This window comes from Pseudonocardia sp. 2-7 (assembly GCF_056341085.1).
The window spans coordinates 3411513-3435311 of record NZ_CP094507.1; the positions used below are offsets into that span (position 1 = coordinate 3411513).

Here is a 23799-nt window from a genome sequence, read left to right on the forward strand (position 1 = left end):
CGGGCGGCCGCGCCGGAGGGGTCCTCACTCGAACCGCGACGGGTCCCCCGCGCCGTGCCGCACGATCTCCGGCTCGTCGCCGGACAGGTCGACGACCGTGGTCGGCTCGGTGCCGCAGTCCCCGGAGTCGATGACCGCGTCGACCTGGTTCTCCAGCTCCTCCTTGATCTCCCAGCCGTGCGTCATCGGCTCGTCGTGGCCGGGCAGCAGCAGCGTCGAGGACAGCAGCGGCTCCCCCAGCTCGGCGAGCAGCGCCTGGGTGGTGGCGTGGTCGGGGATGCGCACGCCGACGGTCTTCTTCTTCGGGTGCAGCAGCTGCTTGGGCACCTCCTTGGTGGCCGGGAGGATGAAGGTGTAGCTGCCCGGGGTGGACGCCTTCACCGCGCGGAACACGGAGTTGGAGATCTGCACGAACTGCCCGAGCTGCGCGAACTCCGCGCACACGAGGGTGAAGTGGTGCCGGTCGTCGAGCTTGCGGATCTGCCGGATCCGCTCCAGGCCGTCGCGGTTGCCCAGCGAGCAGCCCAGCGCGAAGCACGAGTCGGTCGGGTAGGCGATCAGGCCGCCGGACCGCACGAGGTCCACGACCTGTCCGATGCTGCGCGGCTGCGGGTTCTGCGGGTGCACGTCGAAGTACCGGGCCATCGCGGCAACGTACCGGCTCGGCGGCCCACCCGGGGAGTTCGACGACCGGGTGGTCTCGGTGCGGCGGGAAACCGTTGCCCGCGACGCGCGGAGGGGGCCAGGATGCGATCCATGCACGTCGTGGAATACCGGCCGGAACGGCACGAGTTCGCCTGGACCTTCGGTGGCGTGCCCCCGGTGCGCCGGGTCGCGCCCGGGACCTGCCTGCGGCTGTGGACCGAGGACGCGTTCTCCGGGCGGCTCACGTCCACCTCGGACCGTCCGAGCGCGGTGCTCGACATGAGCGAGGTGAACCCGCAGACCGGGCCGTTCCACGTGGAGGGCGCCGAGCCGGGCGACACCCTGGCCATCCACCTCGTGGAGCTGACCCCGGCCCGGGACTGGGGTGCCTCCACCCTGATCCCGCTGTTCGGGGCGCTGTCGACGACCGACCGCACGGCGCTGCTGCACGAGCCGCTCCCCGAGCGGACCTGGATCTACCAGCTCGACCGGGCCGCGGGGACGGTGCTGTTCGAGGCGACGAGCGCGGACCTGCGCCTGGAGCTGCCGTGCAACCCGATGCTCGGCACCGTCGGCGTCGCCCCGCCCGGGCGGGAGGTGCGCAGCTCGCTGGTGCCCGACGTGTTCGGCGGGAACATGGACACGCCGGAGATGCGCGCCGGGGCGACCTGCTACCTGCAGGTCAACGTGCCCGGTGCGCTGTTCTCGGTCGGCGACGGCCACTACCGACAGGGCGAGGGCGAGAGCTGCGGCACGGCCGTCGAGGGCGCGATGGACGTCGTGCTGATCGTCGAGCTGATCAAGAACGCCCCGGTCCCGGCGTGGCCGCGGATCGAGACCGACACCCACTACGTCGTCGTCGGGTCCTCCCGTCCGCTGGAGGACGCGTGGCGGGCCAGCCAGGTCGGGATGATCGCCTGGCTGGGCGAGCTGTACGGGCTGGACCGGCTGGACGCCTACCAGCTGCTCACCCAGGCCGCGGAGTCGCCGCTGGCCAACGTCGTCGACACCAACTACAGCGCCGTCACCAAGATCGCGAAGGCGCTGCTCCCGGCCGCCGCGGCCTACGGCGGCGTCCACCGTCACCTGCGCGAGCAGGCCCGCTCCCTGTAAGAGAGGCCTTCCCATGGACATGTTGCTGAACGGTCGTGTCGTGCTCGTGACCGGAGGGTCCCGCGGGATCGGGCGTGCGGTCGTCGCCGGGCTGGCGGCGGAGGGCGCGCGGGTCGCGTTCTGCGCCCGCGACGCCGACGGGGTCGCCGCCGCCGAGCAGGAGCTGCGCGCCGCGGGTGCCGGCGAGGTGGCCGGGACCGCCGTCGACGTCGCCGACGGCGAGGCCCTCGGCCGCTGGGTCGCCGACAGCGCCGAGCGGTTCGGGGCGGTGGACGCGGTCGTCGCGAACGTGAGCGCGCTGGCGATCGGCCCGGGCGAGCAGAACTGGCGCTCGAGCTTCGAGGTCGACCTGCTGCACACCGTGCGCCTGGTGGAGGCCGCGCTGCCGCACCTGGAGCGCAGCGACGCCGCCTCGGTCACCGCGGTGTCCAGCGTGTCCGGCCGCGAGATCGACTTCGCCGACGGCTCCTACGGCGTCATGAAGGCCGCGCTCGTGCACTACGTCTCCGGCCTGGCGTTCGACCTCGCGCCGAAGGGCATCCGGGCCAACGCGGTCTCCCCCGGCAACGTCTACTTCCCCGGCGGGGTGTGGGCGAACGTCGAGCAGCACGACCCCGCGCTGTACGCGCACGCGATGGGGCTCAACCCGACCGGCCGGATGGGCACCCCGGAGGAGACCGCCTACGCGGTGGTCTCGCTGGTCAGCCCGCGGGCGAGCCGGATCAGCGGCACCAACCTGGTGGTCGACGGGGCGCTGACCCGCGGGGTGCAGCTCTGACCCCTCACCCCAGCGCCTCGCGCACCACGCGCTCGGCGGGCGCGGTCCCGGCCGGCAGGTCGAACGCCGGCTGGCTCGCGGGCCCCAGCGGTGGCTGGGCGATCACCCGGGGCCGCCGGGCCGCCGGGGACATCGCCTGGGCGCGGTGCACGACGAACGGGTGCACCAGGTAGACGTCGCCGGCCCGGCCGCAGGCCGCGACCTCCGGGCGTCGCGCCGTCGCGGGAACGGCCTCGCCGCAGAACGGCAGCCAGTCCGCACCGGCCGCACCGTGGGGCGCGAGCAGTGGCGCGACGTCGCGGTGGGATCCGGAGCGCAGCAGCGTCGGGGCGTCGTCCGGGCCGACGTCGGGGTAGAGGAACAGCATCAGCAGGGACCGGCCCCGCGAGTCCACCGACAGCCGCGGTCCGCCGTCGGGCCCGGTGAAGGAGGACTCGACGTGCCATCCGTCGTCGCCGGGTGCACGACAGCGGGCGGCCGCCGCCGTCGTGAACGCGCCCGGGACGTGCACCCAGCCCTCACGGACGAACTGCTCGATCATCGCGCCACAGGGTGCCCCGGTGACGCGCTCGCGGCGACCGGTTTCCCGTCGAACCGGACACTCCATCCCGAACCGGCCCCGGGTTAGGGTCGCCTCACCTGACCGAAGGAGACCGTCCGTGACGCCGCCCCGGGCCGCGGTGGCCCTCGCCGCCCTGCTCACCCTGTTCCTCGCCGCGTGCTCCGCGCCCGGCTCGGGCCCCACCGACGGCGGGGAGACCCGCACGGTCGCCACCGCACGCGGCGAGGTCGCGGTCCCGGCCGCGCCGCGGCGGGTCGTCGTGCTGGAGCCGGTGCAGCTCGACACCACCGTCGCCCTCGACGCACCGCCGGTCGGGGCCGGGGTCCTGTCCGAGGGCACCGGGGTGCCCGCCTACCTCGGCGACGCCGGTGCGCAGGTGGCGGTCGTCGGGACCGTCGCCGAGCCCGACCTGGAACGGATCGCGGCCCAGCGACCCGACCTGATCCTGGGCACCGAGTCCCGGCACGCCGCGCTGTACGACCGGCTGACCGCGATCGCGCCGACGGCGTTCATGGCCTCGCAGGCCGACCCGTAGCAGGACAACGTCCGCTTCGTCGGCCGGGCGCTCGGCCGCGAGGCCGACACCGAGCAGCTGCTCACCCGCTACCGGGACCGCTGCGCCGAGGTGGCGCGCACCCACGACACGGCCGGGCGGACCGCGCAGATGATCCGCCCCCGCGACGGTCTGCTCACCCTGTACGGGCCGACGTCGTTCGCGGGCAGCACCCTGGAGTGCGCCGGGTTCACCATCCCGCCCCGGGACTGGGAGAACTCGATCTCGGTGGACCTCTCCCCCGAGCTGGTCCAGCAGGCCCGCGCCGACGAGGTGTTCCTGACCGCGACCGACCCGGCGTCGCCGTCGGCGGTGCCGCCGGCCGTCCAGGCGGTGCGCGCGCAGGTCTTCCCGCGGCTGCACCCGGTCGACCAGTCGGTCTGGATCACCGGCGTCGGGCCGCTCGGCGGGCAGAGGGTGCTCGACGACATCGAGCGGACGCTGGGCCGGTGAGCCCCCTGTCGGGGTCGCCGAACGTCCTGTTCGCCGCCCGGGTGCTCGCCGTCGGCGTGCCCTCCCCCGGGTTCTGGCGGATCGTCCTGGGCGGTCCGGAGCTGTCGCGGTTCGCCCCGCACGGCCGGGACCAGCGGGTCAAGCTGCTGGTCCCGCCGGACGACGGCTATCCCGCCTCGCTCACCTCCGGCCTGCCGGAACGCGAGTGGCGGGCCCGGCTGCGGAAGCTGCCCGCCGGCACGCGGCCGGTGCTGCGCAGCCACACCCCGGCCGCGGTCCGGCCGGGGCGCGGTGAGGTCGACCTCGACGTGTTCCGCCACTCCCGGCCGGGCCCGGCGAGCGCGTGGGCCGCGGTCGCCCGGCCCGGCGACCTCGTCCTGCTCTCCGGGCCGGACGTGCGGCGCGGCAACCCCGGTCACGGCGTGCAGTGGGACCCGGGCCCCGCCACCGAGGTACTGATCACCGGCGACGAGACCGCGCTGCCCGCCGTGCGCGGCATCCTCGCCGCGCTCCCGCCGCACCACCGGGGCCGGGTGCTCGTCGAGGTCGGCGACCCGGCCGACGCCGTCGGGCTCACCGACGTCCATCCGGGGGTGACGGTGGAGGTCTGCCGGCGGCCCGGGCGCCCGCTGCTCGACGCCGTCGCCGACTGGGCCGACGCCCACGGTGCCGCGGCCGCCCGCCTCGGCGAGCACTTCTACGCCTGGAACGCCACCGAGAGCACGCGGGTGGCGCGGGTGCGGGCGCTGCTGCACGAGGCGGGCGTCGCCCCGGACCGGGTCCACGCGCAGGGCTACTGGCACGACCGGCCCCGTCCCGCTGCCCGCTGATCACCCGGCCGTCATCCGGGTGTGGCCCTGCGGCCATGACCGGCGCGCAGCGTTGCCACACGTGGACGAGACCCCGGTCGAGCCTCAGGCCGACGCCCCCGACACCCTGATCCCGCACCCCGCCGCGGCCGACCCCGGGCACTTCCGGGTCGACGACTCCGACGACGACGACCCGACTCTCGTCGGTCCCGAGGGCAGCCCGGTCGACACCTGGCGCCAGGGCTACCCCTACGACGACCGTCTGTCCCGCCTGGAGTACGAGCGCCAGAAGCGGCTGCTGCAGATCGAGCTGCTGAAGCTGCAGAACTGGGTCAAGGACACCGGCAACCGGATCGTCGTGCTGTTCGAGGGCCGCGACGCCGCGGGCAAGGGCGGGACGATCAAGCGGTTCACCGAGCACCTCAACCCCCGCGGCTGCCGGGTGGTGGCGCTGGAGAAGCCGACCGAGCGCGAGGCCGGCCAGTGGTACTTCCAGCGCTACGTGCAGCATCTGCCCTCGGCCGGGGAGATCGTGCTGTTCGACCGGTCCTGGTACAACCGGGCCGGCGTCGAGCGGGTCATGGGCTTCACCGACCCCCGCTCCTACATGGAGTTCCTGCGGGCCACCCCGGAGCTGGAGCGGATGCTCGTGCGGTCCGGGGTCCACCTGGTGAAGCTGTGGTTCTCGGTGTCACGCGACGAGCAGCGCACCCGCTTCCTGATCCGTCAGGTCGACCCGGTGCGCCAGTGGAAGCTGTCCCCGATGGACCTCGCCTCACTGGACAAGTGGGAGGCCTACACCGAGGCCAAGGAGGCGATGTTCTTCTACACCGACACCAAGGACGCTCCCTGGACGGTGATCAAGAGCAACGACAAGAAGCGCGCACGGCTCGAGGCGATGCGCCACGTCCTGGGCCTGTTCGACTACCCCGGCAAGGACACCGGGGTGGCGTCCCCGCCGGACCGGCTCATCGTCGGGCCCGCCGCGGAGATGTTCGAGCAGGACGAGGGCCCGAACCGCTTCCCGCCGCTGACCGACAAGCACCACTGACCCGCGGGGGCGACGCTCAGGCGGGCTCGGCCACCAGCGTCATGGTCAGCGAGTGGCCGAGGCCCAGGCCGGGTCCCGCGGCCCGTTCGAGTCCGAGCAGGGTCCCGGCGAGCCGGTCGGCGTCGGCGTCGGCGAGCGGTCCCGCCCCCCGGTACGGCTCCAGGGCGCCGTTCCAGCGGTCGGCGAACCCGCGCAGCCAGGACAGCACCTCCTCCGGGGCGCCTCCGGTCGCGGGGGTGAACCGGAGGTCGTCGGGGTCGACCCGGGACGGGTCGCGGACCAGGTCGTTCACCAGGGTCCGGAAGCGCGGCACCGCCGGGTGGAAGGTGCCGGTGGCGGTGTGCCGTCCCACCAGGACCGACCGGTCGACGGCGGTGCGCGACACCAGCCGCGCACCGCTGCCGGCCAGCGCGGCGTCGACGGTGGCGTCGAGTTCGGCGCGGCCGTAGAAGGTCATCGGCTCGGAGATCGCCCCGCCGCCGCCGGCGAAGAAGCTCATCGCGTAGTCCCAGCGCTCGGTGCTCCAGCGGGGCTGCCACTCCACCGAGTACCGGCCGAGGACGTCGACGACGACCGCGGCGCGCCGCCCCCGGGCCGCGACGGCCGTCAGCACCGATCCCAGTGCGGCGACGAGCTCGTCGCGGGTGAGGTGGGAGTACGGCACCCCGCAGGACAGGTAGAGGTCGAACGCGCCGTCGGGCAGCGCGTCGCGCACGTCGCCGAGCACGAACGACGCCGACGGCGAACCGACGGTGTCCCGCGCGGTGGCGACCATCTCCGGATCGACGTCGAGACCGACGTAGCGCAGCCGGTCCTCCGCGACGATCGGCGCGGCGTCCGGTGCCGGGCGGGTGAGGAGGGCGAACCCGTCGGCGGTGCCGGACCCGACGTCGAGCACGGCGACCGGGGACCCGGGCCGCAGGTGCAGCGCGGCCAGCGCACCCGCGATGACCCGCCGGGTGACCGGCTCCTCGGAGCCGACCTTGACGGGGTCCCGTCGCGACGGGGACAGGTAGTGGGCGCTCGCGCCGCGGTAGGACGGGGCCTGCTCGGAACGGCTCACCGTTCCTTCCTACACCGAGAAGATCATTCTCGGCTCACCGCGGGCGGCCGGGGTCGGGCCGGCCGCCCGCGGGAGGTCAGCGGGGACGGCTCAGGCGAGGTCGTCCAGCTCGCCGTTCCTGATCGAGGCCAGGAAGGCGGCCATCTCGGTCGCCGGGAAGGCGAGCACGGTGCCGTGCGGGTCCCGCGAGTTGCGGACGGCCACGGTCCCCCCGGTCACGACGGCGAGCTCGACGCAGTTGCCCTGGTAGCCGCTGCGCACGCTCTTGCGCCACGCCAGCGAATCGATCGCCGCGGGGCCGCTCAGGTGCATCTGTTCCATGCGAATGCTCACCTCATCTGCACGTGCATTCTCCGTTGCGGAGAAGCTAGCAGGGGGCAAGCAGTTCGGTCGTGCAAAACAGGACGGACGCGCCCGGCGGTCGTCCGGCCGCGCCCGAGTGCGCCGCACCGGCCGTGGGCGGTCGGCATCGGACGGTGTCCCCCGCCGTGGGGGCACCTGTGCCGTTCGTCGCCCGGGAGCGACGTCGGTGCAGGTCAGCGCTCGGCGCGCAGCTTGCTCAGGGCCTGCTTGGTCTGCTCCGGGCTGAGCGCGTCGACGGTGAGCCGGTCCATCGACCGGCCGTAGCGCTCGACGTCGGCCCGCTTGTCCAGATAGGAGGACCCGGTCATCTCCTCGAGGTAGACCAGGTCGGGCAGCTCGGGCTCGGCGAAGCGCAGCATGGTGAAGGCGTGCTCGGCGCCGTAGCCGGACAGGTCCCAGGGCAGCAGCTGGACGATGACGTTCGGCAGCGACGACAGCTCGACCAGGTGGTCGAGCTGGGCGCGGAAGACCGCCTCCCCGCCGACCGGCCGGTGCAGCACGGCCTCGTCGAGCACGGTCCAGAAGGTCGGGGCGTCCTTGCGGTGCAGCACGCGCTGGCGCCGCAGCCGCACCTCCAGGCGCTTCTCGACGTCGGCCCGCTCGGCGGGCGGCAGATCGGTGTGGCCGCCGCTGACGACCGCGCGGGCGTAGTCCTCGGTCTGCAGCAGGCCGGGGACGAACAGCAGCTCGTAGGACGAGATCCGCGACGCCGAGGCCTCCAGACCCACGAAGTCCTCGAACCAGCCGGGGACGACGTCGTTGTACCGCGCCCACCAGCCGCTGGAGTTGCTCTCCTCGGCCATCGACAGCACCTGGTCGCGCTCGGGGCCCTCGGCGACGCCGTACATCGTCAGCAGGTCGGCCACGTCGCGCTGCTTGAACCCGACCTTGCCGGACTCCAGCCTGCTCATCTTCGAGTCCGAGCCGCGGATCGCGTACGCCGCGTCGGCCCGGGAGATGCCGGCGCGCTCCCGCAACCGGCGCAGGTGGGAACCGAGGACGATGCGCCGCGCGGTCGGGCCGCGGTCGGCACCGGGCGGGGTGGGGCTGTTCGGGCTGGGGACCACCGGGACGGGCTCCTGCGGGTTGCGGGGACTGCCGATCGGGTGACCCAGCCTACACAGCGGTTCCGCAGGTCGTCAGCGGTCTCGATCACCGGGCACGTCCGGACGGTGACGGTGCGTGCCCGTCGGGCCGGTCCGCTACGGTGGCCCGCACCGGTGATCGGCGCCACGACGGGCGCCGCCCGGGCACCGACCGAGGACCCGGCGCGACGGCGCCGACGACGCAGTGAGGACTCCGCCGATGGCCCAGCCGACCGAGGGTCGCGCTCCCGCGTACATCGACACGACCAAGGCCAGCATCGCCCGGGTCTACGACTACGCGCTCGGTGGGAAGGACAACTACGAGGTCGACCGGGAGACCATCGAACGGGTCCGGCAGGTGGCCCCCGAGGTCAACATGCTCGCGATCGACAACCGGGCGTTCCTCATCCGGGCGGCGCGCTTCATCGCCACCCAGACCTCCATCACCCAGTACCTGGACTGCGGCTCCGGCCTGCCGACCGCGGAGAACACCCACCAGGTGGTGCAGCGGCTGCAGCCCGAGGCCCGGGTCGCCTACGTCGACAACGACCCGACCGTCATCGCGCACGGCCAGGCGCTGCTGGAGGACAACGAGTTCACCCGCTTCTCCGCCGCGGACATCCGCGAGCCGGAGACGGTGCTGGCCGACCCGTCGGTCCAGGGCTTCCTCGACCTGGACCAGCCGCTCGCGCTGTTCCAGATCGGCACCATCCACCACTTCGACGACGCCGTGGACCCGCAGGCGATCATGGCGCGCTACATCGAGCGGCTCGCCCCCGGCAGCGTCGTCGCGATCGCGCACTTCTTCGACCCGGAGAACGCCGACAGCGAGCTGGCCCGCCGGATGGAGCAGGTCTTCGTCCACAGCCCGATGGGCAGCGGCCGGTTCCGCACGCACGCCGAGATCAGCGGCCTGTTCCCCGGGCTCGAGCTGGTCGACCCGGGCATCGTCCCCTGCTACCGGTGGTGGCCCGACGGCCCGCAGCTGCGCACCGAGGACCCGGTGCAGCGCTGCATCGTCGGCGGGGTCGGCATCAAGCGATGAGTTCGCGGGGCCGCCGCGGTCGGAACGGGTGAGACCCACCGACCCCGGGAGGCCCCCGTGTCCGTCACCCTGGACCGCACCGCCGCGCTCCTGCGCGGCGCCGTCGACACCGGGCGCGTCCCGGGGCTGGTCGCCGCCGTCGACGACCCCCGGCACGGCACCGTGGTGCACGTCCTCGGCGACGACGGCGCCGGACACCCGCTGCGCCGCGACACGGTCGTGCGGATCGCCTCGATCACCAAGCCCGTCGTCGCGGTCGCCGCGCTCGCACTCGTCGAGGACGGGATGCTGGACCTCGACGGGCCGGTCGCGGCGTGGCTCCCGGAGCTGGCCGCGCCGCGAGTGCTGCGCCACGAGGCGGCCGAGCTCGACGACACCGTCCCCGCGCGCCGGCCGATCACCCTCTACGACCTGTTGACCTACCGCTGCGGGACCGGGATGCTCCCCCGGCCCGGCGCCGATCTGCCCGTGCAGCGCGCCACCGCCGGGCTCGGCAGCGACGGGCCGCCGGGCAGCTACCCGCTGCCCGACCCCGACACCTGGACCGCACGGCTCGCCGCGGTGCCGCTCGTCGCGCAGCCGGGATCGCGCTGGCTCTACCAGACCAGCGGCGACCTGCTCGGCGTCCTGCTCGCCCGCCGCTGCGGCACCGACCTGCAGACCGTGCTGGCCGAGCGGGTGTTCACCCCGCTCGGCATGCGCGACACCGGCTTCTCGGTACCCGTCGCCGACCGGGACCGGTTCGTCCCGCTGCTGACCGCCGCACCCGGCGGGGGCTTCACCGTGACCGACCCGGTCGACGGCGCGTGGGCGGCCCCGCCGGTGTTCCCGTCCGGGGGCGGCGGCCTGGTCTCCACCCTGGACGACCTGCTCGCGTTCACCCGGGCACTGCGCGGGGGCGGCAGCCCGGTCCTGTCCCCCGGCGCCGTCGCCGAGCTGACCACCGACCGGCTGAGCGCCGCACAGCGGGCCGGCGCCGCACCGTTCCTCGACGACGGCTGCGGCTGGGGCCTGGGCCTGGCCGTCGAGGACGGCGGCCGCCACGGCTGGGACGGCGGCCTGGGCACCGGGTGGCGCTCCGACCCGTCGACCGGGGTGATCTCGCTGCTGCTGACCCAGGTCGCGTGGGACGACCCCGGGGGCCCCGCACTCCTGCGCTCCTTCCGCGCCGCGGCGCACTCCTGAGCGGACCCACCGTGGGCCGGACGCTCGAGGTCGTCGTGCACGGGTCCGCTTCGGCGGCCGAGCACACCCGGTCACACCAATTGCGTGACGGTGCCCGGGGAGCGCATACTCATCGTAATTCAACATCAGTTGAAATGAGGTGGGTGCGATGTCGGAGCGGACGACGTGCTGCGTGGTCGGGGGCGGCCCGGCCGGGATGATGCTGGGGCTGCTGCTGGCCCGGGCCGGGGTCGAGGTGACCGTGCTGGAGAAGCACGGCGACTTCCTGCGGGACTTCCGCGGGGACACAGTGCACCCCACCACCCTGGACCTGCTCGACGACCTGGGGCTGGGCGAGCGGTTCGCCGCGCTGCCGCAGAGCCGGGTCGACGAGGTCGTGATCCCGGACGAGCGGGGCGGTGCGCAGCGGATCGGGAACATGTCCCTGCTGCGCCGGGTCAGGGTGCGTCACCCCTATGTCGCGCTCGTGCCGCAGTGGGACCTGCTGAACCTGCTCGCCGAGGTCGCCGCCGACGAGCCCACCTTCCACCTGCGGCTCGACACCCGGGCCACGTCGCTGGTCCGGGAGAACGGTCGGGTCGTCGGCGTCCGGTACGCGACGACGACCGCGCCCGGCGAGGAGACCACCGGCGAGATCCGGGCCGACCTCACCGTCGCCTGCGACGGCAGGCACTCGGTCCTGCGTGCCGGGTCCGGCCTGCCCGTGACCGAGTACGACGTCCCGTTCGACACCTGGTGGTTCCGGCTGCCGCGGCACCCCGAGGAGCAGCGGGCCACCCTGCGCCCGCGGATCGGGAAGGGGCGCTTCGCGGTGGTGATCCCGCGCGAGGGCTACTACCAGATCGGCTACCTCGCCCCCAAGGGCGCCGACGCGCGGCTGCGCGCCGCGGGCGTCGAGGCGTTCCGGGCCGACATCGCCGACCTGATGCCGGAGTACGCCGACCGGGTCGACGAGATCGCGTCGATGGACGAGGTGAAGCACCTCGACGTGAAGCTCAACCGGCTGCGCCGCTGGCACGTCGACGGCCTGCTCTGCATCGGCGACGCCGCGCACGCGATGTCCCCCATCGGCGGCGTCGGGATCAACCTCGCGATCCAGGACGCGGTCGCCGCCGCGACCCTGCTCGCCGCCCCGCTGCAGCGGGGCACCCTCACCGAGCGGGACCTCGGCCGGGTCCGCAACCGCAGGCTGCTCCCGACGGTGCTGGTCCAGGGCCTGCAGCGGATCATGCACCGCACCATCGCCGGCCCGGCGCTGGCGGGACGGCTCGACGGGCCCCCCGCTCCGCTGCTGCGGCTGATGCGCGCGGTCCCGGCTGCCCAGATCGTGCCCGCCTACCTGGTGGGCGTGGGCTTCCGGCCGGAGCGGGCCCCGGACTTCGCCCGTCGCGAGCCCGTCCCGGCCGGCTGAGCCGCGGCTAGGCTCGCCGGGTGCTGCCCCTGGACGCCCTCGACGTCGACCTGCTCGCCGCGCTGCGCGACCGGCCGCGGGCCGGGGTGCTGGAGCTCTCGCGCACCCTGCGGGTCGCCCGCGGGACGGTGCAGGCGCGACTGGACCGGCTGGAGCGTGCCGGGGTCGTCACCGGGTACGGCCCGGACGTCGACCTCCCGGCGGCCGGGTACGGCGTGCAGGCGTTCGTGACGCTGGAGATCGCGCAGGGCGAGCTGGGCGACGTCGCCGCCGAGCTCGCCGCGCTGCCCGCGGTCACCGAGGCGTACGCGACGACCGGCTCGTCGGACGTGATGTGCCGGCTGGCGGCGTCGTCGCACGAGGACCTGCAGGACACCCTGCTCGCGCTCGGCCGCTCACCGCTGGTGGCCCGCTCCACCAGCGTGGTGGTGCTGTCCACCCTGGTCGCGCCGCGCTGGCGGCCGCTGCTGGAGCGCGACCACCGCGAGGGCCCGAGCCGGGCGCCCGCCTACCGGGACTGACCGGACCCGTGGCTCGACGGTGCCGGCGCCCCGCGACGGCCGGGTCAGCCGAGGTGGTGCGCCGCCCGGTGCGCGCCGAGCACGTCCAGGCCGAAGTCCGTCGACGGGTCGCGCCACACCGAGTGCGCGTGGTTGGCGTCGCGCTGGGTGTTGTCCCACTCGATGAGCAGGCGCGGACCCTGCACCCGGTAGTAGTTCGGGGCGCCGTCCTCCAGCGGCCCCGCCCAGGCGAGGTGCACGGCGTCGAGCTCGGCGTCGTCGTCGTAGCGGGAGATCGGCTGCAGCGGCTCGGCGACCCGCTTCAGGTAGGTGCCAAGCAACGCGCGCAGCATCTCGCGACCCCCGGCGTCCAGGTCGGACGCCGGCACGCCGACCGGGGTGCGCGACAGCGCGACGGTCTCCTTCTGCGCGTCGGTGAACGCGGCCCGCTCCTCGATGGCCTCGCTCATGTCGTCGAGCTTGCGCTGCTGCTCGGGGTCGGCGAAGGACTCGGTGCGCCAGATCCCCGCCAGCGGGATCCAGTTGTCGCCCTCCTGCGGCTCGGTGCGGTTCGCGGCGACGAGGTCCGGCGGGGCCTTGTCCAGCAGCACCGCACGCCCGCGCAGCTCGGCGGGCAGCGAGCGGACGAGGTCACGGGCGAGGTCCTCGACCCGTCCGAGCGGGCGGAGCACGGCGTCGCCGAGCAGCTCGGAGGTCGCGGGGTCGGCGCCCAGGAAGCACGGGGTCGAGGCGACCACGACACCGTCGACGACGAGGAAGTTGACCGACACGTGGTGCCCGCCGAAGCGCCAGCCCCAGGTGCCGGTGTCCCCCGGCTCGCCGAAGACGCGCAGGTGGTACATCTGCGGGTCCCGGCCGCGGGTCCGGTCGAACAGGGTCACGAAGCCCTCGGTGTGGTCGAGGACGTTCTCCAGCCCCATCACGGTCGCGACGGTGACGTAGGCGGCCCGCGACAGCCCGGACGCGACCAGCTTCATCGCGGCGCGCTGCTGCGGCGGGAGCTGGTCGTGGAAGGTGAGCCCGCCGTGGTCGGTGGGGGTGTAGAACCAGCGGCGTCGCTCGGCGTCGGCGTCGCCGTCACCGGTCGGGGCGTGCCCGACGGCGACCTCCCGCTGCGCCGGGTCGAGGGTGTCCAGCCAGGCCGACGCGGCCCCGGCCATCGCGTCCGCCGTCTCCCGGGTGTCCGCCGCACCGATCATCCTGCCGACGGTAGCGACTGCGGGCAGACTCCACCGGGCGAGATGCGCCATACTCGTTGTGCACAATCAATCGAGCCGGAGGCAACGATGCCCACTCCCACCGACGACAACCGCGACCTGCTCACCGTGATCGCCCGGATGCGGGCGAAGCCGGGCAAGGAGGAGGAGCTGAAGGCGGAGCTCGAGAAGCTGATCGAGCCGACGTCGCAGGAGGACGGCTACGTCAACTACGACCTCCACCAGGGCTGGGACGACCCCGCGGTGTTCTTCTTCTACGAGAACTGGGAGTCCGAGGCGAAGCTCGACGCGCACCTGCAGACCCCGCACCTGGTGCACTTCGTCGGGATCATGGGCGACCTGCTCGACGGCGAGCTCGTGATCCAGAAGCTGCGCCGCATCGCCTGAGCTCAGCCCTGCCGGTACCCGGCCGCCAGCTCCGCGAAGGCGGCCGGGTCCACCAGCGAGGTCGTGTCGCCGGGCTCCCGCCCGGCGGTCACGTCGAGCAGCAGCCGTCGCATGATCTTGCCCGAGCGGGTCTTCGGCAGCTCCGCGACGAGCACGACCTCACGGGGCCGGGCGACCGGCCCCATCTCGCGCGCCACGTGTGCCCGCAGCTGGTCGGCGAGGCCCTCGGTCGGGCCGTCGGTGACCGTCACGAACGCGACGACGGCCTGCCCGGTCGTCGCGTCCGGTGCCCCGACCACGCCCGCCTCGGCGACCCGCGGGTGCGACACCAGCGCCGACTCCAGCTCGATCGAGCCGAGCCGGTGCCCGGACACGTTCATGACGTCGTCGATCCGGCCCTGCAGCGTCACGTACCCGTGCTCGTCGACGACGGCGCCGTCGCCCGCCTTGTACCAGCCCTGCTCGGCGTAGTCGGCGAAGTACGACGCGCGGAACCGCTCCGGGTCGCCCCACACGGTCCGTGCCATCGACGGCCACGGCCGGTCGATCACGAGGATGCCGCCCTCGCCGGGGTCGCAGGTCCGCCCGTCGCGGTCGACGACCCGCACCGACAGGCCCGGTAGCGGCCGGGTCGCCGAGCCCGGGACCAGCGGCGTCACCCCGGGCAGCGGCGCGCAGATCGCCGCGCCGGTCTCGGACTGCCACCAGGTGTCGACGATCGGGCAGCGGCCGCCGCCGATCTCGGTGTGGAACCAGCGCCACGCCTCGGGGTTGATCGCCTCACCGACCGTGCCGAGCAGCCGCAGCGACGACAGGTCGTGTGCCGCGGGCACCTGCGGGCCCCACTTCATGTACGTCCGGACCAGGGTGGGCGCGGTGTAGTACACGGTGACGCCGTACCGGGCGATGATCTCGAAGTGCCGGCCCGGCTCGGGGGTGTCCGGGGTGCCCTCGTAGATCACCTGCGTGACGCCGTTGGACAGCGGCCCGTAGACCTCGTAGGTGTGCGCGGTCACCCAGGCGAGGTCGGCGGTGCACCAGTAGACGTCGTCGGGCTTGTGGTCGAAGCAGGCCCACGCCGTCCACGACGCCTGGGTGAGGTAGCCGCCCATGGTGTGCAGCAGGCCCTTGGGCGTCCCGGTGGTGCCGGAGGTGTAGACGAGCATGAGCGGGCTCTCGGCGGGGTGCGCCTGCGCCTCGTGGACCTCGGGCGCGGTGTCGACGACGTCGTGCCACCACACGTCGCGGCCGGGGGTCCAGTCGACCTCCGAGCCGGTCCGCCGGATGACCAGAACGTGCTCCAGCGAGTCCACACCGGACGCGGCCTCGTCGGCGTTGACCTTGACCGGGACGGCCTTCCCGCGCCGGTACTGGCCGTCGGTGGTGACGAGCAGCTTCGCCGACCCGTCGGTGAGCCGGAACCGCAGTGCCGAGGCGGAGAACCCGCCGAAGACCAGCGAGTGGACCGCCCCGATCCGGGCGCAGGCCAGCATCACGACGACGGTCTCGACCAGCACCGGCAGGTACACGACGACGACGTCGCCGCGCCCCACCCCGAGCGCGGTGAGCGCATGCGCGCAGCGGGCGACCTCGCGCTGCAGGTCGGCGTAGGTGACGGTGCGCCGGTCCCCCGGCTCGCCCTCCCAGTGCAGGGCGACCTTCTCCCCGGCACCGGCCTCGACGTGCCGGTCGACGCAGTTGCGCGCGACGTTCAGCGTGCCGTCGGCGAACCAGGTGACCTCGGGCCAGCGGCTGCCGTCGTAGCCCTGCGCGGGGGCGCGGTCCCACTCCAGGCGCCGGGCCTGCGCGCACCAGAACGCCTCCGGGTCGGCGGCGGCCTCGTCGTAGGCCGCCGCGGTGACGTTGGCGTGCGCGGCGAGCTCGGGCGGGGGCGGGTACATGCCCCGATCCTCGCCGCCGGATCCCCCGCGGCGCAGGTCGTCGTGAGGGGACTCACCGGTGGGCGAAGGCCCGGTGGTGGTCGTCGAGCAGGTCCACGCCGAAGTCGTTCTCCGGGTCGCGCCACACCGAGTGGGCGTGGTCCGCGCCGTCCTGGGTGTTGTCCCACTCCAGCAGCAGCCGCGGCCCCTGCAGACGGTGGTAGTGCGGCTCCCCCACCTCCGGCGACCCCGCCCAGGCCAGGTGCACCTCGTCGAGGGCGGCGTCGTCGTCGTACCGGGCGGCGGGTGAGACCCCGGCCGGTGCCCGGTCCAGGTAGGCCGAGAGCAGGCGGCGCAGCAGGTCGCGGCCACGGTCGTCGAGCGCGCTCGCCGGGAGACCGCGCGGCGCGCCGGTGAGCGCGACGGCCTCGGTGCCCTCGACCGGGTCCACCGGCCCGGGCGGGCTCTCCCGCCGGATCGCCGAGGTCGGCAGCGGCCGGTCGCCCGGCGCGACCAGCGGCCGGTTCGCCGTCACCAGGTCCGGCGGCGCCCCGGCGGACAGGACCGCGACCCCGGCGAGCTCGGGCGGGAGCCCGCGGACGATCTCCCGGGCCAGGTCCTCGGTCGGCCCGAGCGGGCGCGCGACACCCCCGCCGAGCAGTGGCGTCGTCGCCGGGTTCGCGCCGAGGAAGCACGGCGTGGCCGCGGCCACCCGCCCGTCGACGACGAGTGCGTTCACCGACACGTGGTGCCCGCCGAAGCGCCAGCCCCAGGTGGGCGCGCCCGGGTCACCGAAGACCCGCAGGTGGTAGAGCGCCGGGTCCCGGAACCGCTCCCGGTGCGGCCGGGTGGGCCAGTCCTGCGCCCGGTCCAGGACGTTCTCCAGCCCCATGACCGTCGCCACGGTGGCGTAGCCGGCCTCGGACAGCCCCGAGGCGACCAGCCGCATCGCGCGCTGCTGCTGGACCGGGGTCTGCGCGTGCAGCGTCAGCCCGCCGTGGTCGGTGGGGGTGTAGAACCAGCGACGACGGTCGGCGTCGGACCCGGCGTCGCCGGACGGGCCGTCGCCGCGGGCGGTCGCGAGCCGGTCGTCGTCCAGGGTGTCCAGCCAGGCCGCGGCCGCGTCCGCCATCGCCGCGGCGACCGTCTCGCTCGTCGTCACACCGGCCACGCTAGTCCGCCGGGCGGGTCAGTCCGCCGCGTCGCGGACCAGCAGCGCGATCTGCACCCGGTTGTCCAGGCCCAGCTCCCGCAGCAGCCGGGACACGTAGGACTTCACCGTCGCCACCGACATGTGCAGCTCGGCGGCGATGTCGGCGTTGGAGCCGCCGCGGGCGACGGCCTCGGCGACGTCGCGCTCGCGGTCGGCGAGCCGGTCGAGCCGGGCCCGGGCGGCGCGCCGGCGGTCGACCGGCCCGGCGCCGTCGCCGCGGACGATGCCGATCAGCCGCCGGGTGATCGCCGGGGACAGCACGGCGTCGCCGTCGGCGGCGGCGCGGACGGCCTCGACGATCCCCTCGGGCGCGGCGTCCTTGAGCAGGAACCCGCTCGCCCCGGCGCGCAGCGCCCGCACGACGTGCTCGTCGGCGTCGAACGTGGTCAGCACGACGACGGTCGGGGCGTCGGGCCGCGAGGTCACCTCCCGGGTCGCGGCGACGCCGTCGACGCGGCGCATCCGCAGGTCCATCAGCACCACGTGCGGCCGCCCCGCGGCGACGGCGGCGGGCACCTCGTCACCGTCACCGGCGTCGCCGACCACCTGGATGCGCCGTACCGGTCCGGTGCCGTCGCCGGGCAGCGCGTGCCCGTCGAGCATCACCCGCAGCCCGGAGCGGACGAGCGGGTCGTCGTCGACGAGCAGCACCCGGATCGCGGCCGCGGTCATCCCGTCTCCTCCCGCCACGGCAGCACCGCGCGCAGCAGGTGCCCCGACGGCGTCGGGCCGTGGGTCAGCGTCCCGCCGGCGAGGGTCTCGACCCGCTCGCGCAGCCCGACCAGGCCGGTCCCGGCACCCTCGGGCGTCGGACCGGCCGCGGACGGCCCGGAGGTGACGGTGACGGTGAGGTCCCGGCCGGGCCGCCCGTCGAGGGCGACCTCGACCCGGGCCCCGGGTGCGTGCCGGGCGGCGTTGGTCAGACCCTCGCGCACCACCCGGTGCACGACGCCGGCCAGCGGGCGCCCCGGCGGGGACACCGTCAGCAGCGCCGTCGACCGGAGGCGGACGTCCGCGCCGACCGCGCGGGCCTCGGCGACGAGCTCCTCGACCGCACCGAGGTCGTCGACCTCGTCGGGTACGTCGCCGGTGGGCTCGTGCAGCACCTGGACGATCGTGCGCAGGTCCTCCATCGCACGGTGGGTGGTGTCGCGCAGCACCCGCGCGGTCTCGCGGACGGTGCGGGCGGGCAGGTCCCCGCGCAGCGCCAGCGCCCCGGCGTGCACCGACAGCAACGACAGCCGGTGCCCGAGCCGGTCGTGCATCTCCCCGGCGATCCGGCGCCGCTCGTCGGCGCGGGCCTGCTCCTCGCGCACCACGCGCTCGGCCTCGGCGCGGGCGAGCCGCTCGCGCAGGTCGTCGACCATCGCGCGGCGGATCCCGGTCAGCAGGCCCGCCGTCACCGAGATGGCCTGGAACGCGACGGCCCCGCCGAGCAGCACGAGCACCGTCGGCCCGTCGGGGACGTTGCGGTACAGCGTGACCGCGGCGGTCCCGACCGCCAGGGCCAGCACCGGCAGCGTCTCGACCGCGCGGCGCCGGGTCGCGATCACGAACACCCCGACCAGCGGCAGGTAGGTGGCGACGGGCGAGACGAGCGGGCCGAGTACGGCCAGCACCGCGAACACCCGCGGCGCCCGGTAGCGCACCGCGATCGAACCGATCATCGCGAGCCCGACGACGAGCAGCGTCCACTGCAGCACCCCGGCGGTGGCGTGGGTCTCGGCGACGGTGAGCCCGGCGGCGAGCACCGCGACCACCAGCACGGCGGAGATCACGGCGGGGCGGACCGGCACACGTCGACCATAGGGGGCGGACCGGTCCCGTCCAGCAGGTTTCCGCTCGAACGGGACGGCCACCGGTCCCCTCCCGTCTCCCGACCCCCCGGGATCGACCGTCAGCCTGCCGGGCGGCGCGACGGTGGCGCACCCGTCGAAGGTCGTGCGCACCGCGACCGAAGTCGCCGGGCCGCGTCACCCGGAACGATTACGATTCGGACATGCCGGAACCGCACAGCCACCGCGAGAGCGGGCAGCACGTCATCGAGCACGCGCTCGACCTCCTCGAGGCGGCCGACAAGGCGCAGGACTACCCCCAGGCGACCGACGGCCACACCGCCGCCACCGCCTACGCGGTGAGCGCGCTCTACCAGGAGATGCGCCACGGCGACGACCAGCTCGCGGTGCTGATCTCCGCGGTGCAGGAACAGACCGCGGTGCTGCGCGAGATCCGGGACGCGTTGGGGAACGGGGCACGCACCGGGGGCTGATCCCGGACGGCCCGATCCGTTCGCGAGCTGGCCCGCGGGCCACTCCCGGTCCGGCCGGGTGCGGCCGAGGACTGGTGCACCAGGCCGAGCTCCATCGGCCACGCCCCCGGGCGGACCAGCACCGCGACCTCGTGCCGCGGGGTGTCCTCAGGCGCCGACATAGGCCGCCAGGTGCTCGCCCGTCAGCGTCGACCGGTCCGCGACGAGCTCGGCGGGCGTCCCCTCGAAGACGACCGCGCCGCCGTCGTGCCCGGCACCGGGGCCCAGGTCGATGATCCGGTCGGCGTGGGCCATCACGGCCTGGTGGTGCTCGATGACGATCACCGAGCGGCCGCCGTCGACGATCCGGTCGAGCAGCGCGAGGAGCTGCTCGACGTCGGCCAGGTGCAGCCCGGTCGTCGGCTCGTCGAGGACGAACGTCCCGCCGGACTCCCCCAGGTGCACCGCCAGCTTGAGCCGCTGGCGCTCGCCGCCGGACAGGGTGGTCAGCGGCTGGCCCAGGGTGAGGTAGCCCAGCCCGACGTCGGCGAGGCGCTCCAGGATCCTGCGCGCCGCCGGGGTGCGGGCCTCGCCCGCACCGAAGAACTTCTCCGCCTCGGCCACCGGCATGGCGAGGACCTCGCTGATGTCGCGCCCGCCGAAGGTGTAGCCGAGCACCGAGGCGTCGAAGCGGCGGCCGTCGCAGACGTCGCAGGTGGTGGCGACGCCGGCCATCATCGCCAGGTCGGTGTAGACGACGCCGGCGCCGTTGCAGTTCGGGCAGGCGCCCTCGCTGTTGGCGCTGAACAGGGCCGGCTTGACGCCGTTGGCCTTGGCGAAGGCCTTGCGGATCGGTTCGAGCAGCCCGGTGTAGGTGGCGGGGTTGCTGCGCCGCGACCCCTTGATCGCCCCCTGGTCGACGACGACCACGCCGTCGCGCCCGGCGATCGAGCCGTGGATCAGTGAGCTCTTGCCCGACCCGGCGACCCCGGTGACGACGGTGAGCACCCCGAGCGGGACGTCGACGTCGACTCCGCGCAGGTTGTGCCGGTCCGCCCCGCGGATCTCCAGGTACCCGCTCGGGGTCCGCACCGACGGCTTGAGCGACGCCCGGTACTCCAGGTGCCGGCCGGTCAGCGTGCCCGAGGCCCGCAGCCCGTCGAGGTCGCCGGTGTAGACGACGTGCCCGCCGTCGGCGCCCGCCCGCGGCCCCAGGTCGACGACGTGGTCGGCGATCGCGATCGTCTCCGGCTTGTGCTCGACCACGAGCACGGTGTTGCCCTTGTCGCGCAGGCGCAGCAGCAGGTCGTTCATGCGGGCGATGTCGTGCGGGTGCAGGCCGATGGTCGGCTCGTCGAAGACGTAGGTGACGTCGGTCAGCGACGACCCCAGATGCTTGATCATCTTGGTGCGCTGGGCCTCGCCGCCGGACAGCGACCCGGACGGCCGGTCCAGCGACAGGTAGCCGAGCCCGATCTCGACGAACGAGTCGAGTGTGTGGCGCAGCGAGCCGAGCAAGGGCGCGACCGAGGGCTCGTCGAGCTGCCGGACCCAGTCGGCGAGGTCGGAGATCTGCATCGCGCAGGCGTCGGCGATGGAGATGCCCCGGACCTTCGAGGAGCGGGCGAGCTCGGACAGCCGCGTCCCGTCGCAGTCCGGGCAGCGCCGGAACACGATGGCCCGGTCGACGAACGCCCGGATGTGCGGCTGCATCGCCTCGCGCTCCTTGGCCAGGAACGACTTCTGGATCCGCGGGATCAGCCCCTCGAAGGTGACGTTGATGCCGTCGACCTTGATCCGGGTGGGCTCCTTGTGGAGCAGTGCGTTCAGCTGGGGCTTCGTGAAGCTGCTGATCGGCTTGTCGCCGGGGAAGAAGCCGGAGTTGGCGAAGATCCGGCCGTACCAGCCGTCGACGGAGTAGTTCGGGATCGTCAGGGCGCCCTCGACGATCGACTTCGACTCGTCGTACAGGGCCGTGAGGTCGAAGTCGGACACCGAGCCGCGGCCCTCGCACCGCGGGCAGGCACCGCCGACGATCTCGAACTCGCGCCGCTCCTTGACCTGCCGGCCGTTCTTGCGGACGGTCACCGCGCCGGAGCCACTGATCGTCGCGACGTTGAACGAGAACGCCTTCGCCGGGCCGGCGTAGGGCTTCCCGAGCCGGCTGAACAGGATCCGCAGCAGCGCCCCGACGTCGGTGGCGGTGCCGACGGTGGAGCGCACGTCCCCGCCCATGCGCTCCTGGTCGACGATGATCGCGGTGGTGAGGCCGTCGAGGACGTCGACGTCGGGGCGGCCGAGGTTCGGCATGAAGCCCTGGACGAACGCGCTGTAGGTCTCGTTGATCATCCGCTGGGACTCGGCGGCGATCGTCGAGAACACCAGGGAGCTCTTGCCCGAGCCGGACACCCCGGTGAACACCGTGAGCCGCCGCTTGGGCAGCTCGACGGAGATGTCGCGCAGGTTGTTCTCGCGCGCACCGTGCACGCGGATGAGATCGTGGCTGTCGGCTGCGTGCATGGTGGATCCCCCGTCCGGCCCGTCTCAGGGCCGCTGCTGGATGCGGACCATCGTGCCCGCAGGGTCGCGGAAGGCACAGTCGCGCACCCCGTACGGCTGGTCGACCGGTTCCTGGACGACCTCGGCCCCGCTCGCCTGGAGCCTGTCGAACGCGGCGTCGAGGTCGTTACTGGCGAGCAGCACGGCGGTGTAGGTGCCCTTGGCCATCATCTCGGTGATGGTGCGACGCTCGTCGTCGGTGACGCCGGGGTCCACCGCGGGCGGGGCGAGGACGATCGAGACGTCGGGCTGCCCGGGCGGACCGACGGTGAGCCAGCGCATGGTGCCCTGGCCGACGTCGAGGCGGACCTCGAAGCCCAGGCCGTCGCGGTAGAAGGCGAGGGAGGCCTCGGGGTCGGTGTGCGGGAGGAATCCGGCGTGGATGGTGATGGCGGGTTCGGTCATGACGCTCACGCTAGGGAGGTCGCGGGTCCCGGTGCTTCTCGATTCCTGACCGGTCGGGTGACCTGTTTGGCGACGCACGCCGGGAGCCCCGGTGTGCCGTCCCGGGCGGCGCGCTTGTACGCCGACGGCGGCATCCCGACGAGCTCGGTGAAGCGGGTGCTGAACGTGCCGAGCGAGGAGCAGCCGACGGCGAAGCAGACCTCGGTGACGGTGAGGTCGCCGCGTCGCAGAAGCGCCATCGCACGTTCGATCCGCCGGGTCATGAGGTAGCTGTAGGGCGACTCGCCGTAGGCCCTGCGGAACGCCCGCGACAGGTGCCCGGCCGACACGTGCTCGGCGCGGGCGAGCTCGGCGACGTCGAGCGGACGCGCGTACTCGCGGTCGATCCGGTCCCGGACCCGGCGGAGCCGGACGAGCTCGCGCAGGTGCCCGTCGTCGCGGTCGCTCACCCGAGGAACTCCCGCAGCAGCGCCGCCACCTCGGCCGGGCGTTCCAGGTAGACCATGTGGCCCGCGTCGACGGGGGCGACGGTCAGGTCCGCGCCGAGCGCGGCGCGGCAGGCGGCGAGCCAGTCGTCGGAGACGTAGTCGGCCCGGCCGGCGGGGACGACCAGCGTCGGCAGACCCGCCGGTGGGACGACCGCCGGGCGCGCCATCTCCGCCCACGCGGCCACCAGGGACGCCTGGCTCAGGCGCCAGCGCCAGGCGCCGTCGCGCCGTTCGAGATGCTCGTCCACCTCGGCGTCGACGAGCGCGCCGGGGACGTCGGCCCAGCTCCCGGCCTTGGCCGCGCGTGCGGCGTCGCGGGTCGGGAACGTGACGTCGGCGCGGGTGTACTCGGCCGCGTCGAGCATGTCCTGCGGGTCCAGCCCGAGTGCGGGGTCGAGCAGCGCGAGCCGGTCGACGCGGTCGGGAGCGGTGCGCGCGAGGTGCGTGGCGACGGCGCCGCCGAAGGAGTGCCCGACGACGGCGGCGCGCCCGACGCCCTCGGCGTCCAGCACCTCCACCAGGTCGGCGACGTGGCGTTCCAGGTTCCACGGCGGCGCCCACGGCGACCGCCCGTGCCCGCGGACGTCGACGGCGATCCAGCGCAGCCGGGGCAGCGCCGCGAACAGCGGCCGCCAGCGCAGACCGTGGCCGGTCACGCCGTGGACCGCGAGGACCGGCGGCCCGGCGGGGTCGCCGGCGTGGTGCACGTACAGGGACATGCACCCATTCTGCACGTTTGCCGGTTCGGCAAGGGAACTTGCCGTT

General features: G+C 74.3%; 26 protein-coding genes. 12 read left to right on the forward strand and 14 right to left on the reverse strand.

Features of this window, described 5'->3' with window-relative positions; translation table 11 throughout:
• Window positions 1-24: 24 nt before the first annotated feature.
• Window positions 25-645, reverse strand: a complete 621-nt coding sequence (locus MTO91_RS16480) for an L-threonylcarbamoyladenylate synthase (RefSeq protein WP_346109179.1) — start codon at window positions 643-645, stop codon at window positions 25-27.
• Window positions 646-756: 111 nt separating this feature from the next.
• On the opposite strand from MTO91_RS16480, the gene MTO91_RS16485 reads away from it, so the two are divergent.
• On the forward strand, window positions 757-1758 hold the full coding sequence (locus MTO91_RS16485; protein ID WP_062395873.1) for an acetamidase/formamidase family protein: 1002 nt from the start codon (window positions 757-759) through the stop codon (window positions 1756-1758).
• A gap of 40 nt (window positions 1759-1798) precedes the next feature.
• On the forward strand, window positions 1799-2536 hold the full coding sequence (locus MTO91_RS16490) for an SDR family NAD(P)-dependent oxidoreductase (RefSeq protein WP_301548849.1): 738 nt from the start codon (window positions 1799-1801) through the stop codon (window positions 2534-2536).
• A 4-nt stretch (window positions 2537-2540) separates the two neighbouring features.
• Here the strand turns inward: MTO91_RS16490 and MTO91_RS16495 are convergent, their stop codons facing one another.
• Window positions 2541-3077, reverse strand: a complete 537-nt coding sequence (locus MTO91_RS16495) for a 2OG-Fe(II) oxygenase family protein (protein WP_405416614.1) — start codon at window positions 3075-3077, stop codon at window positions 2541-2543.
• A gap of 118 nt (window positions 3078-3195) precedes the next feature.
• Here MTO91_RS16495 and MTO91_RS16500 point away from each other — a divergent pair, with 118 nt between their 5' ends.
• The 4 genes from MTO91_RS16500 to ppk2 all read left to right on the forward strand — a co-directional run bounded on the left by MTO91_RS16500 (window position 3196) and on the right by ppk2 (window position 5964).
• Window positions 3196-3633 carry an ABC transporter substrate-binding protein gene (locus MTO91_RS16500; protein ID WP_476651772.1) on the forward strand — a complete coding sequence of 146 codons (438 nt, stop codon included), beginning with the start codon at window positions 3196-3198 and terminating at the stop codon, window positions 3631-3633.
• A 90-nt stretch (window positions 3634-3723) separates the two neighbouring features.
• Window positions 3724-4104, forward strand: a complete 381-nt coding sequence (locus MTO91_RS16505; RefSeq protein ID WP_476651774.1) for an ABC transporter substrate-binding protein — start codon at window positions 3724-3726, stop codon at window positions 4102-4104.
• Window positions 4101-4934 carry a siderophore-interacting protein gene (locus tag MTO91_RS16510; protein WP_476651776.1) on the forward strand — a complete coding sequence of 278 codons (834 nt, stop codon included), beginning with the start codon at window positions 4101-4103 and terminating at the stop codon, window positions 4932-4934. Before MTO91_RS16505 ends, MTO91_RS16510 begins: the two co-directional genes overlap by 4 nt.
• A 61-nt stretch (window positions 4935-4995) precedes the next feature.
• The gene (gene ppk2, locus MTO91_RS16515; RefSeq protein ID WP_346109170.1) at window positions 4996-5964 is read left to right on the forward strand and encodes a polyphosphate kinase 2; all 969 of its coding nucleotides are present in this window, start codon (window positions 4996-4998) and stop codon (window positions 5962-5964) included.
• Between the two features lie 16 nt (window positions 5965-5980).
• Here the strand turns inward: ppk2 and MTO91_RS16520 are convergent, their stop codons facing one another.
• The 3 genes from MTO91_RS16520 to MTO91_RS16530 all read right to left on the reverse strand — a co-directional run bounded on the left by MTO91_RS16520 (window position 5981) and on the right by MTO91_RS16530 (window position 8457).
• Entirely contained in the window at window positions 5981-7027 is a 1047-nt protein-coding gene (locus MTO91_RS16520) for a class I SAM-dependent methyltransferase (RefSeq protein WP_476651777.1), read from the reverse strand.
• 90 nt (window positions 7028-7117) lie between these two features.
• A complete protein-coding gene (locus tag MTO91_RS16525; protein ID WP_179762484.1) occupies window positions 7118-7348 on the reverse strand; it encodes a DUF397 domain-containing protein in 231 nt (76 codons plus the stop codon).
• 215 nt (window positions 7349-7563) lie between these two features.
• Window positions 7564-8457 (reverse strand): helix-turn-helix domain-containing protein, encoded by an 894-nt coding sequence (locus tag MTO91_RS16530; protein WP_346109167.1) that lies wholly within the window; start codon window positions 8455-8457, stop codon window positions 7564-7566.
• Window positions 8458-8695: 238 nt separating this feature from the next.
• On the opposite strand from MTO91_RS16530, the gene MTO91_RS16535 reads away from it, so the two are divergent.
• The 4 genes from MTO91_RS16535 (at window position 8696) to MTO91_RS16550 (ending at window position 12637) form a co-directional block, all read left to right on the forward strand.
• Window positions 8696-9520: an SAM-dependent methyltransferase gene (locus MTO91_RS16535; RefSeq protein ID WP_405416608.1), complete on the forward strand. Its 825-nt coding sequence runs from the start codon at window positions 8696-8698 to the stop codon at window positions 9518-9520.
• A 57-nt stretch (window positions 9521-9577) separates the two neighbouring features.
• Complete coding sequence (locus MTO91_RS16540; protein WP_405416606.1) at window positions 9578-10705, forward strand: serine hydrolase domain-containing protein; 1128 nt, start codon at window positions 9578-9580, stop codon at window positions 10703-10705.
• A 148-nt stretch (window positions 10706-10853) separates the two neighbouring features.
• Window positions 10854-12116, forward strand: coding sequence for an FAD-dependent oxidoreductase (locus MTO91_RS16545; protein ID WP_476651780.1), 1263 nt, complete (start codon window positions 10854-10856; stop codon window positions 12114-12116).
• A 20-nt stretch (window positions 12117-12136) separates the two neighbouring features.
• Window positions 12137-12637: an Lrp/AsnC family transcriptional regulator gene (locus tag MTO91_RS16550; RefSeq protein WP_179762481.1), complete on the forward strand. Its 501-nt coding sequence runs from the start codon at window positions 12137-12139 to the stop codon at window positions 12635-12637.
• Between the two features lie 44 nt (window positions 12638-12681).
• On the opposite strand, the gene MTO91_RS16555 is transcribed toward MTO91_RS16550, so the two are convergent.
• Entirely contained in the window at window positions 12682-13836 is a 1155-nt protein-coding gene (locus tag MTO91_RS16555; RefSeq protein WP_405416603.1) for a DUF3500 domain-containing protein, read from the reverse strand.
• Window positions 13837-13923: 87 nt separating this feature from the next.
• Here MTO91_RS16555 and MTO91_RS16560 point away from each other — a divergent pair, with 87 nt between their 5' ends.
• Complete coding sequence (locus MTO91_RS16560; protein ID WP_224402185.1) at window positions 13924-14241, forward strand: putative quinol monooxygenase; 318 nt, start codon at window positions 13924-13926, stop codon at window positions 14239-14241.
• Window positions 14242-14243: 2 nt separating this feature from the next.
• Here the strand turns inward: MTO91_RS16560 and acs are convergent, their stop codons facing one another.
• From acs to MTO91_RS16580, 4 genes are read right to left on the reverse strand one after another with little or no spacing between them, the layout of a single operon-like run.
• The gene (gene acs / locus MTO91_RS16565; protein ID WP_208820044.1) at window positions 14244-16142 is read right to left on the reverse strand and encodes an acetate--CoA ligase; all 1899 of its coding nucleotides are present in this window, start codon (window positions 16140-16142) and stop codon (window positions 14244-14246) included.
• A 52-nt stretch (window positions 16143-16194) separates the two neighbouring features.
• Window positions 16195-17283 carry a DUF3500 domain-containing protein gene (locus tag MTO91_RS16570; protein ID WP_405416601.1) on the reverse strand — a complete coding sequence of 363 codons (1089 nt, stop codon included), beginning with the start codon at window positions 17281-17283 and terminating at the stop codon, window positions 16195-16197.
• Between the two features lie 27 nt (window positions 17284-17310).
• A complete protein-coding gene (locus MTO91_RS16575) occupies window positions 17311-18006 on the reverse strand; it encodes a response regulator (protein WP_405416600.1) in 696 nt (231 codons plus the stop codon).
• Window positions 18003-19130, reverse strand: coding sequence for a sensor histidine kinase (locus MTO91_RS16580; protein ID WP_405416598.1), 1128 nt, complete (start codon window positions 19128-19130; stop codon window positions 18003-18005). The genes MTO91_RS16575 and MTO91_RS16580 overlap by 4 nt, the downstream gene beginning before the upstream one ends.
• Before the next feature lie 203 nt (window positions 19131-19333).
• Between MTO91_RS16580 and MTO91_RS16585 the strand changes: the two genes are divergently transcribed.
• Window positions 19334-19603, forward strand: coding sequence for a hypothetical protein (locus MTO91_RS16585; protein ID WP_073574478.1), 270 nt, complete (start codon window positions 19334-19336; stop codon window positions 19601-19603).
• A 147-nt stretch (window positions 19604-19750) separates the two neighbouring features.
• Here the strand turns inward: MTO91_RS16585 and MTO91_RS16590 are convergent, their stop codons facing one another.
• From MTO91_RS16590 to MTO91_RS16605, 4 genes are read right to left on the reverse strand one after another with little or no spacing between them, the layout of a single operon-like run.
• The gene (locus MTO91_RS16590; protein WP_476651783.1) at window positions 19751-22102 is read right to left on the reverse strand and encodes an ATP-binding cassette domain-containing protein; all 2352 of its coding nucleotides are present in this window, start codon (window positions 22100-22102) and stop codon (window positions 19751-19753) included.
• Between the two features lie 24 nt (window positions 22103-22126).
• Window positions 22127-22546 carry a VOC family protein gene (locus tag MTO91_RS16595; protein WP_208820032.1) on the reverse strand — a complete coding sequence of 140 codons (420 nt, stop codon included), beginning with the start codon at window positions 22544-22546 and terminating at the stop codon, window positions 22127-22129.
• Window positions 22547-22551: 5 nt separating this feature from the next.
• A complete protein-coding gene (locus MTO91_RS16600) occupies window positions 22552-22995 on the reverse strand; it encodes a helix-turn-helix transcriptional regulator (protein ID WP_073574476.1) in 444 nt (147 codons plus the stop codon).
• The gene (locus MTO91_RS16605) at window positions 22992-23753 is read right to left on the reverse strand and encodes an alpha/beta fold hydrolase (RefSeq protein ID WP_405416596.1); all 762 of its coding nucleotides are present in this window, start codon (window positions 23751-23753) and stop codon (window positions 22992-22994) included. Before MTO91_RS16605 ends, MTO91_RS16600 begins: the two co-directional genes overlap by 4 nt.
• Window positions 23754-23799: the final 46 nt, after the last annotated feature.